Origin of the sequence: Pseudoalteromonas sp. SR41-4, from assembly GCF_014163985.1 — a bacterium.
Classification (GTDB): Bacteria; Pseudomonadota; Gammaproteobacteria; order Enterobacterales; family Alteromonadaceae; genus Pseudoalteromonas; species Pseudoalteromonas rhizosphaerae.
On sequence record NZ_JACJEI010000036.1, the window covers coordinates 36,831 to 46,471 of the forward strand.

At 40.7% G+C, this 9,641-nt stretch carries 9 protein-coding genes; 5 read left to right on the forward strand and 4 right to left on the reverse strand.

Annotation, left to right across the window (positions count from 1 at the left end; all coding sequences use genetic code 11):
* Positions 1-60 precede the first annotated feature (60 nt).
* Together H5180_RS20505 and H5180_RS20510 are read left to right on the forward strand one after the other, a co-directional pair.
* Positions 61-438 (forward strand): PleD family two-component system response regulator, encoded by a 378-nt coding sequence (locus H5180_RS20505; protein ID WP_145241521.1) that lies wholly within the window; start codon positions 61-63, stop codon positions 436-438.
* Positions 439-446: 8 nt separating this feature from the next.
* On the forward strand, positions 447-743 hold the full coding sequence (locus tag H5180_RS20510; RefSeq protein ID WP_145241426.1) for a PilZ domain-containing protein: 297 nt from the start codon (positions 447-449) through the stop codon (positions 741-743).
* Between the two features lie 34 nt (positions 744-777).
* On the opposite strand, the gene H5180_RS20515 is transcribed toward H5180_RS20510, so the two are convergent.
* Positions 778-1,968 (reverse strand): class I SAM-dependent methyltransferase, encoded by a 1,191-nt coding sequence (locus H5180_RS20515; RefSeq protein WP_145241424.1) that lies wholly within the window; start codon positions 1,966-1,968, stop codon positions 778-780.
* 138 nt (positions 1,969-2,106) lie between these two features.
* Between H5180_RS20515 and H5180_RS20520 the strand changes: the two genes are divergently transcribed.
* Together H5180_RS20520 and H5180_RS20525 are read left to right on the forward strand one after the other, a co-directional pair.
* A complete protein-coding gene (locus H5180_RS20520; protein ID WP_182758984.1) occupies positions 2,107-2,772 on the forward strand; it encodes an HD domain-containing protein in 666 nt (221 codons plus the stop codon).
* Positions 2,772-3,161 carry a VOC family protein gene (locus H5180_RS20525; RefSeq protein WP_145241420.1) on the forward strand — a complete coding sequence of 130 codons (390 nt, stop codon included), beginning with the start codon at positions 2,772-2,774 and terminating at the stop codon, positions 3,159-3,161. The genes H5180_RS20520 and H5180_RS20525 overlap by 1 nt, the downstream gene beginning before the upstream one ends.
* A gap of 7 nt (positions 3,162-3,168) precedes the next feature.
* On the opposite strand, the gene H5180_RS20530 is transcribed toward H5180_RS20525, so the two are convergent.
* From H5180_RS20530 to H5180_RS20540, 3 genes are all read right to left on the reverse strand, one after another.
* Entirely contained in the window at positions 3,169-4,158 is a 990-nt protein-coding gene (locus H5180_RS20530) for a two-component system response regulator (protein ID WP_182732488.1), read from the reverse strand.
* Entirely contained in the window at positions 4,158-7,499 is a 3,342-nt protein-coding gene (locus tag H5180_RS20535; protein WP_182758985.1) for an MHYT domain-containing protein, read from the reverse strand. Before H5180_RS20535 ends, H5180_RS20530 begins: the two co-directional genes overlap by 1 nt.
* Positions 7,500-7,748: 249 nt before the next feature.
* A complete protein-coding gene (locus H5180_RS20540) occupies positions 7,749-8,729 on the reverse strand; it encodes an ion channel (RefSeq protein ID WP_145241414.1) in 981 nt (326 codons plus the stop codon).
* An 85-nt stretch (positions 8,730-8,814) separates the two neighbouring features.
* On the opposite strand from H5180_RS20540, the gene H5180_RS20545 reads away from it, so the two are divergent.
* Entirely contained in the window at positions 8,815-9,546 is a 732-nt protein-coding gene (locus tag H5180_RS20545; protein WP_145241412.1) for a M48 family metallopeptidase, read from the forward strand.
* Positions 9,547-9,641: the final 95 nt, after the last annotated feature.

Here is a 9,641-nt window from a genome sequence, read left to right on the forward strand (position 1 = left end):
GTAAACATCGAATACCTTGGAAGGAAATATTTGTTAGATGAGAAGGAACTGATATTAACCATGCGCTCATCCGCTAATACACACCCGCGTTTACTAGTTGTAGATGACGAGTACTTTAATTTTGAAATGCTCAAAGTCGCTTTATCAGCGGATTTTGAGCTCAGTTATGCTGAATCAGGTAAGAGCTGTTTATCGTCGGCTATTGCAAATCCACCGGATGCGATTTTACTCGATGTATGTATGCCCGGCCTAGATGGTTACGACACGTGTCGAATGTTGAAGAACACCCCTGAAACTCGTAATATTCCTGTTGTTATGGTGTCAGGCTTAGAATCCGTACAGGAACAACAAGCTGGTTTTGATGCCGGTTGCGATGCCTATGTGGTGAAGCCTTTTTCGGTCGTGGGGTTATTAGAAAAAATCAATACGGTTGTTTAGGAGTTATTATGCTAAATGAAGATAAACGTAATTTTAGACGTATGCAATTAAATGCACAGGCAAAATTAACCACACTTGAGCCAGTCGCTGATCAACATTTTGATGCTGTATGTGTCGATTTAAGTGCTACTGGGTTGTCACTGCAGTTGGATGAATTACTTGAACTGGGCACCATTGTGAAGGTGAATATTGATTCGACCAGCCCTGCCATTGCACCACTTGATGCAACAGCAAAAGTCGTTCGTGCCAGCAAAGAAAGTGATGGCACGGTAACCGCTGGGCTAGAAATAATGCAGTTTAATTAACCTGATGAACTCAGGTTAATTAGTTGCAGTCAGTTTAGTAAACTTTACAGATCAGGCCTTTTAGGTAAAAACCTTCAGGGTAACTGCCTGCGATTGGATGATCAGCAGCTTGGTTTAAACGCTCCATGATCAACAAATCCTTACCAGCATCAAGGGCTGCATCAGCAACCACTTTTTGAAATAAATTTTGCTCCATTAAACCTGAACATGAGAACGTAAGCAACGTACCACCTGGTTTAAGAATTTGCATGGCAATCATATTGATATCTTTATAGCCACGACACGCACCCGTTAGTTGTGCTTTGTTATCAGCAAATTTAGGTGGGTCCATAACGATAGTATCGAATAACACCCCATCTTCACGGTATTGGCGTAGTAATTTAAATACATCTTGTTTTATGAAGTCAACTTTATCTAAATCAAGATTATTGTGCTCGACATTACGTTTTGCGGTATCAAGCGCGGGTTGCGATACGTCAACGTTAGTAACATGCTCGCAGCCGCCACGCAGTGCATACAATGAAAAGGTACCTGTGTAGCTAAAACAGTTAAGTACTCTTTTATCTTTTGAAAAACGCTCTAATGCAGCACGGCTATCACGTTGATCAAGGTAGAAACCGGTTTTATGACCTTCGAGAATGTCTACTTCAATTTTAAAACCATTTTCTTCAATTAATACTGGCTGCTCAGGCTTATTACCCCATAACACGCCCATAGTCGGCTCTAAGCCTTCTTTGGTGCGCACATCGACATCAGAGCGCTCATACACGTTACAGCCTGGGAAAATAGCGATTAAAGCGCCAACTATTTCACCTTTATGGCGCTCAGCACCGGCACTTAATAACTGACACACTAAAAAGTTGTCAAATTTATCAATGGTTACACCTGGTAAAAAATCAGACTCGGCGGCACATAACCGAAATCCCGTTAAGCCACCTTCAGTAATTACTTGCTCGCGTGCCGCAAAGGCACGACGTAAGCGACGTTCAAAAAAAGCTTGGTCGATGATTTCTGTTTCATCAAAGCTCCAAACACGCGCGCGGATCTGTGAGTGCGGACTGTAAGCCGCTGTAGCTAAAAATTTACCATTACTATCGTGAATGGTCACTGTGTCACCTAAACCTGGCTTACCTTTTATTTTTTTGATGGCTTTTGAAAACAACCATGGGTGTTTTCTTTTTAGTGATTTTTCACGACCAGCTTCTAGGTATACGACAGATGACATTAGGCTTCTCATTACGGATAAATTAAGAGCGTATTTTAGTGAAGCAGGCTCGAACATACAATGAATGTTTTGCACAACAGCCTATAACCGCGGTAAAGTAACAGTAATTCAATGCATTAATTTGAAATTACAGGATTTATGGAACAACGTTTGCCCGTTTTAGTATTATCTGAGCCGTTGCAACAGCTAGAAAATCATTGCCGTGCTTTTATTTTGTCGTTAGTGAGTGCTGATGTCGCCCACGATATTACCCATATTGAACGAGTCGTGCGTGTTGCAAAACAGCTCTGCTTTGCTGAAGATGCTTCGATGGACGTGGTGTTACCCGCAGCATGGTTGCATGACTGTGTTGCAGTGGCTAAAAACCACCCGGATCGCGCTAAAGCTTCAACAATGGCCGCAGATAAAGCAATTTCATTTTTAGCGTCAATAGGGTATGACTCGCAATATTTTGATGCCATTCATCATGCTATTGTAGCCCATAGTTTTAGCGCTAACATTGCAATTGAAAGTGTGGAAGCACAAATCGTTCAAGATGCTGATCGTATGGATGCCTTAGGAGCAATTGGTGTCAGCCGCTGTATGAAAGTAGGGGGCTCAATCGGACGCAATTTATATCACCCTGACGATCCATTTTGCGCCCACCGCAGCCCGGATGACAGCTTGTATACATTAGATCACTTCTTCATCAAGCTATTACATATTGCACAGAGTATGAATACACCTTCAGCAAAAGCAGAAGCGGTGCGTCGTACTGAATATATGCAGGTATTTATTGAACAACTTAAGTCGGAGATTGGCTAATGGCAATGCCTACTTTATCTGGTGTCGATCATTGCCATTTAAATGTGACTAACCTTGCGCAAGCCGTCACGTGGTACAAAACAGTCCTTGGATTTAATATTGTGCCAGAGCTTGCTTTTTGGGATGAGGGTACTGGGCCTTTAACACTAGAAGATCCTGCGGCAACTATTCGCTTAGCGTTATTTGAGCGAGAGGGCAGTAGTAAAGGGATTGCATTTGGCGCATCTGGAGAGCAGTTTATCGCTTGGCTTAAGCATTTGGCTGACTTAAATATTAAAACCGTGGTTGCTGATCACAAAGTTACATACTCTGTTTATTTTCAGGATTTAAGTGGTAATAGTCATGAAATCACCTCTCATGACTATGCATATATCTCGGCCAACATCTAGCATATGGTTAGCCTTGGTAGGCAGAGTACACTGCTAAAACAGCATCTAGCTGGCCTTCAAATAGTGCGATAAGCTGAGGATCAAAGTGTTTACCAGCTTGCTCGCGCATATGACTTATGGCTTCATCAACGCTCCAAGCTTGCTTATAGGGACGTTTAGAGGTAAGTGCATCGAATACATCGGCGATTGCCACAATACGTCCTTCAATCGAAATTTCCTCACCTTTAAGACCGTTTGGATAACCTGATCCATCCCATTTTTCATGATGCTCCATCGCAAGTATATAGGCGAGCTGCAATAACGGCGATGACGAGTTTGCTAAAATTTTAGCGCCGATTTTGGCATGCTGTTTCATGTGTTCAAATTCTTCGGCTGTTAATTTCCCTGGTTTAAGCAAGATTGCATCGGGAATGCCGATTTTACCAATGTCATGCATCGGCGCTGCTTGTTTGAGAAGCTCAGCATGTTGTTCAGTCATTCCATAGGCTAGTGCTAAAATTTTACTGTATTTACTCATGCGCACAATATGCTCGCCAGTATCGGTGTCTTTATACTCGGCAGCGCACCCTAAACGATGGACTAAATCAACGTGAGCCAACTTTAGCTGCTCAGCCTGAACTAGGGATAAATGAGTTTTAACACGCGCTCTTACGATTGCAGGACTAATAGGCTTGGTTATGTAATCTACCGCGCCAATTTCAAAACCTTTAAACTCATCACTTTCATCCGCAAGTGCAGTCACAAAAATGACTGGAATATGCTCAGTAGCAGGGTTTTGTTTAAGCAGCTGACATACTTCAAAACCACTCATATTTGGCATCATAATATCGAGTAGAATGAGTTTGGGTGGCTCTTTTTCAACTAACGCGAGCGCGGCATCACCCGATTTAGCAAAAGAGAGGCGATATTGATTCCCTAATACTTCGCGCATGACTTTAAGGTTGGCGGGTTCATCATCAACAATAAGAATTCGTGGGCGTTCGGTTATTAAGTCCATCAGTGTGTTTCCAAATTTGCTGCCTGATTGAGCAGCTCTATTAATGCAATAAGAGTACTCTGGGCATTGTCAAAGTCAAACTGGTCGAAATATTCGATTAATGCATCCACATCACTTTGATAAGTAGCGGGGGCATTGTCTGCTAATGTTGCTAACAACTCATCATTGAGCTCTGCATTTTCTGCGTCTTTACGCAGTTGTTCACACAGTATTTTAAATTCGCTGAGCGATAGTACTTGGGTATTTTTTTCGCTGCTTTGCACTGCTATACAGCTGCTGGTTTTTCTAGCTAACAACTCATTGACCGCATTAAACTCTATCTGCAATTGCTGAATTATTTGCGCCTGCTGCTCAGGGGCTTGGCTGTTTTCTAAGGTTGAAAGTAGGGCCATCATAGTCGGTAAACCTAAATTACCAGATAAGCCTTTAAGGGTATGTAATGTGCCATTAATATCTTTTAAGGCATTTAGTCCATCATTAAAGATAATGTCACATGTTGCCTGCTGCTCTTTAAAAAAACGGTGTATTTCGCTCAGCTGTTTACACTTACTGCCCCAAAGTTGCTGTCCTTTTTTAAAATCAATATGCTGTGCTGCGGGATCAATGTGAGCAATTTGCGTTTCTATATTTAAACCAAAGCCAAGCACTTGCGCAATCTCTTGATTCAATTGATTGATATCAACAGGCTTATTGGCGAAGCCATTCATACCCGCTTTTCTAGCCGTTAATTTATCTTGCTGTAAGACACTGGCGGTGAGCGCAATGATCGGAGTCTTTTTTAGCTGTCGTTGTTGCTCAATTTCACGAATTTTTTCGGTCGCGGCAATACCGTCACATTCAGGCATATGGATATCCATTAAAATGACATCAAAATCTTGTTTTTCAAAAATAGCGATCGCTTCTAAGCCGTTGCTTGCAGAGCTAATCGTATGCTGATCTCGCGACAATAATAACTGTAGTAGCTCAACATTTTGTGCTATATCATCAACGACTAAAATGCGCAGCTTAGGTAATTGCGTATGCAACTTATCAAAGTAATTGACTTGGGTTTCATCACCGACCTCTAAAGGCAATGAAAAATAAAAGCAGCTGCCTTTATCTTCTTCACTGACTACGTTGATTATGCCACCCATCAGCTCAACGAGTTGCTTACTGATAGTAGTACCAAGTCCAGTGCCACCAAAACGACGTGTAGTAGTCCCGTCAGCTTGTTCAAAAGGCTGAAATACCGCTTTAAGACGATCTTTAGCAATACCAATACCGGTATCTTGTACTTCAAAAAATAAGTAATTATTTTGTGTCGTACTGACAGTGACATTCACTGAGCCCTGAGCTGTAAACTTAACTGCATTACCAATTAAATTTGTTAAAACTTGGCGAATTCGGTCTGGATCACCGTAATAAGTAGGGTGAACAGACTCTTTGATGGTAAGTGTTAGTTCTAGATCTTTCTTTTTTGCTTCTAACCAAAATGTAGAAATAATACTATCAAGCACCGCTTGAAGATTAAAATGCACTAATTCAATGGTCAGCTTACCTTTTTCAAGTTTTGCAGAATCCAATATTTCATTTAATAGCCGTAACAGCGAGCGAGCCGCATTATTTACGATAATTAAGTGCTTTTGTTGGTCTTGATCAAGTGGGGTATCCATCAATAAATCACTAAAGCCAATAATCGAATTCATCGGTGTGCGAATTTCGTGACTCATATTCGCCATAAATGACTGTTTGGCTTGAGCTGCATCTTCGGCGGCTATTTTCGCCAACTTTAATTTATCTTCGTATTCACGACGTTCACTAATATCGATAATAACGCCGTCGATCCAAATCGCTTCACCTTGCTTGTTGAACTCAAAGCTACCTTTCTCAAGCACCCAAATTAGCTTGCCACTTCGATGACGTAGTCGGTATTCAATTGAGTATTGCGATTTAGCAGCGATCGCTTGCTCGACCGATTTATTGATGCGTTTGTTATCATCTTTAAAAATCAAATCACTAAACTGAATATGCTGATTGATAAATTCCGATGGGACATAGCCAGTTACTTCATTAATGCTAGGGCTAATAAAAATCATGCTCCAGCTTTTATCCAACTGGCAGCGAAATACCACGCCAGGCATATTATTCATCAGCGAGCGGTATTGTTGTTCTTTCGCTATGAGGTTTTGTTGTAGTTTGCGTTGCTCAGTCAAGTCAGTAATAAAGCCAACAAATATTGACTCTTGTCCTGGCTGGTTTGCTTCACCAATACCTAAGCGAATAGGAAATAGGTGACCTTGTTTATGTTTAGCAAGAACATCACGATTGACGCCAATAACTTTACCTAAATCGATGTGATGTGCCTTTAATAGATATTCATCATGCTCGGCTGCGATATCATCTGCCATCAGCATTTTTATGTTTTTACCCTTTACATCAGTGCTATGCCAGCCGAAAATATTCTCTGCAGCGTTATTAAAGCTTAAGATAATACCGCGATTGTTAATTGTTACTATGCCATCTATAGCGGTCGATAAAATAGCCTCTAAGCGAGATTCATTCCCTGTTTTTTCTTCAAGTAACATGCGATAGCGTACCATACCGTTAATGATAGCAACTATCGCGGTTAGAATAATGGTGGCGAACACTACGCTAATAGCAACAAATGTAAGTTCTGAGCTGGCGCTGTCATTACCAATCAATGGCGAGGTTGCAACAAACCGTGTTGCTGCCATTCCCATGTAATGCATACCTGCAACAGCAAAACCCAAAATGATTGCGCTGATCAACCGCGTCTGCAAAGAATTTAGTGTTGGGAGGTGCTTTTTAATATTAAAGCGAGCATATAAAGATATAAACGCCAGTACAACGGCAACGATAATTGACAACCCAAACATCAATGGATCGTAGCGTAGCAGCGGGCTCAATTCCATTGCTGCCATACCACTGTAATGCATAGTGCCGATACCTGCGCCGAGTAGTACCGAGGGCAGTATTAAACTGAAAATAGTGGCGTTATTTTTTACTAATAATGACACGCCAGTTAGGCAGGCTAAAAATGCTGGAATGAAAGATAAAAAGGTGAGTGTTGGGTCGTAGCTGATATTTGTACACAGTGAAAATGCCAACATACCAATAAAATGCATACTCCAAATACCGCCAGAAAGTACCAAGGAAGCCGTTGAGTTGGCTAATTTTTGATAACTTTTGAAGCGTGTTTCTTTGGCCAGATCGATCATGTAAGTTGCAAAAAATGCAGAGAAAATAGCCGTTAAAACAGACAGAGCGACTAAAAATGGGTCATAAACACCATTAATAAGAAGGCTCGGATCGTGATCGGTAATAAAAAAAGCGGTAAGCATAACGACTCAATACACTGTTATTTCAGTAATAACTAATATCACCTGAAATATATGTTAAGACAATTAATTAATTTTGCGCAAATGCCTGTTATTTGTTTACATATTTAGCTGCAAAATTTAACAAAATCAAAAACTTTTTAAAATCAATTCGCTAAGTTTCATTGTGCGTAATGATAGCATCATTTATAACCAGTTTTATAGCAGGTATTTAGCTGAACTATTTATTTTCGCAGATAAAGTAATCGGTAATTATCGGGTCATACGTTTGACAAATACGACTACGAATAGTGCCAGAGAGAAACTCCCGCAAAACGCTTCAACTGCAGCAACGAATCGGGAGAAACCAACCGGAGTAATATCGCCATATCCTAAGGTTGTAAAAGTAACCACGCTAAAATAAAAGCTATTAAGTAGGGCTAATAAATTATCACTTAATGTTGCCGCCGGATTGAACTGCATAATACGACCAGCATCCATCACCCCAAAAATAAAATAACACAGGGCGCAGCAGATGATCAGTGACAAACTAAAACGGATCACATTTTCAGGCTTTTCACCATACCCGCACAACATATCAATACAGCTCGAGGCTAATCGTTTTTTTGAACCCCGTGGATATTGTGCGTGACGCATCCGCAGTTCTTTGTACGTGAAATTACCCGCCAGTTCAAATAAGCCTTGTTGTTCTGATGCTTTACGTAAATTGCGAAATATTTCTTCTGATTGTTCAAATAAGTCAAGGGCTGCGCTTTTATCTGTATGTTTAAGCGCTGCTTTAGCTTGTTTTTCCTGTAATAGTTCAGCGCCTAGCTCAATGTTATCAATACGGGTGTTGTTTAGTTTTATACCCAATAAATTTGTATCTTGTAGGTTGCAGTAATGCAGGCTTGCTTCGTGCAAGTTGGCTTTCATCAGTGAACTGTGGGCTATTTTATTATTAAACAGGTGAGCGTTGGTGAGCGTTGCACGATAAAAATTACTGTAAGATAAATCAAAACCATCCTCATCATCTTGTTTTATCAAATTAAGCCCATTGAGGTTAGCGCGTTTTAATTGCAATCCCTGTAATAATCCTCCCTTTTTTGCATAGCGCTCTAATTTTTGGGTCAGATCTAAGCCTGACTTATCAAATTTGGCATCATGCCAAAAACAAAAACCTGAGCCCATGTCTGTTTCTTGACAATGATGGCCATCGGGAGAGGTATAACGACAACAAGGCTTATCAGGCATGTTTGATATCGCTTTATTTAATTCTACTTAGTTATAGATTAGCAGTTATTTTGCAAGGTATTATAGTGACCTGTTAATTAGTTCAATGACTGTCGGTCAATTACAAGAGTTAGGTTTGTTTGAATATACATTAAAACGTAGTCGCCGCCGCAAAACTGTCGCTATCAAAGTCCAGCAACAAAGTGTCACAGTTTATGCGCCTGTTGGGGTTGCTAAAAAGGAACTTGAAAGCTGGCTGCTAAGTAAAACTGACTGGATCAATGCGCAAATTAATAAGCAAAGTCAAATGCTTGATACTCGCCAATACCCATTACAAGATAATCGCGTACTGGTTTTTTCACAACCTATGATACTGACTTATGGTGTCAGCTCGCGCAGCGCATGGCAGCTAGTAAAAAATCAGCAGGGGAATGTGTTACAGCTAAATCTTTCTGGACGGGTTAAGCATCAGCAGCCAATGTACCAAACCTTGCTCGAAAGTTTTTTACATGAGCAATTAGAAAATTATATTGAAATGCGTGTACATGCTTATTGCCTAAAAATGGCAGAGGCTTTACCTAGCAGTATTCGCATTCATACTTATAAGCGTCGTTGGGGCAGTTGTAATCGACGACGAGAATTGACCTTTAATTTGTTATTAGCCAGTGCGCCGCAGAGTATTATTGATTATGTAATTGTGCATGAACTAGCTCACTTGAAATATTTAAATCACAGTGCCGCATTTTGGCAGCGCGTCAGTGAGTTTTATCCTGATTATAAGCAAGCAACAAAATGGTTAAGGCAACACGGTGCGAGTTTACAATGGGTAGTCGAATGAGTTAGCGAGGATAAAGTTACCGAGGGTAACGTGAGCGAGGATAAAGTTACCGAGGATAAAGTTAGCGAGGATAAAGTTAGCGAGGGTAAAGTTAC

Coding starts and splice junctions, on each gene's coding strand:
- H5180_RS20505 (WP_145241521.1), top strand. CDS start 61: ATGCGCTCATCCGCTAATACACACCCGCGTTTACTAGTTGTAGATGAC.
- H5180_RS20510 (WP_145241426.1), top strand. CDS start 447: ATGCTAAATGAAGATAAACGTAATTTTAGACGTATGCAATTAAATGCA.
- H5180_RS20515 (WP_145241424.1), bottom strand. CDS start 1,968: ATGTCATCTGTCGTATACCTAGAAGCTGGTCGTGAAAAATCACTAAAA.
- H5180_RS20520 (WP_182758984.1), top strand. CDS start 2,107: ATGGAACAACGTTTGCCCGTTTTAGTATTATCTGAGCCGTTGCAACAG.
- H5180_RS20525 (WP_145241420.1), top strand. CDS start 2,772: ATGGCAATGCCTACTTTATCTGGTGTCGATCATTGCCATTTAAATGTG.
- H5180_RS20530 (WP_182732488.1), bottom strand. CDS start 4,158: ATGGACTTAATAACCGAACGCCCACGAATTCTTATTGTTGATGATGAA.
- H5180_RS20535 (WP_182758985.1), bottom strand. CDS start 7,499: ATGCTTACCGCTTTTTTTATTACCGATCACGATCCGAGCCTTCTTATT.
- H5180_RS20540 (WP_145241414.1), bottom strand. CDS start 8,729: ATGCCTGATAAGCCTTGTTGTCGTTATACCTCTCCCGATGGCCATCAT.
- H5180_RS20545 (WP_145241412.1), top strand. CDS start 8,815: ATGACTGTCGGTCAATTACAAGAGTTAGGTTTGTTTGAATATACATTA.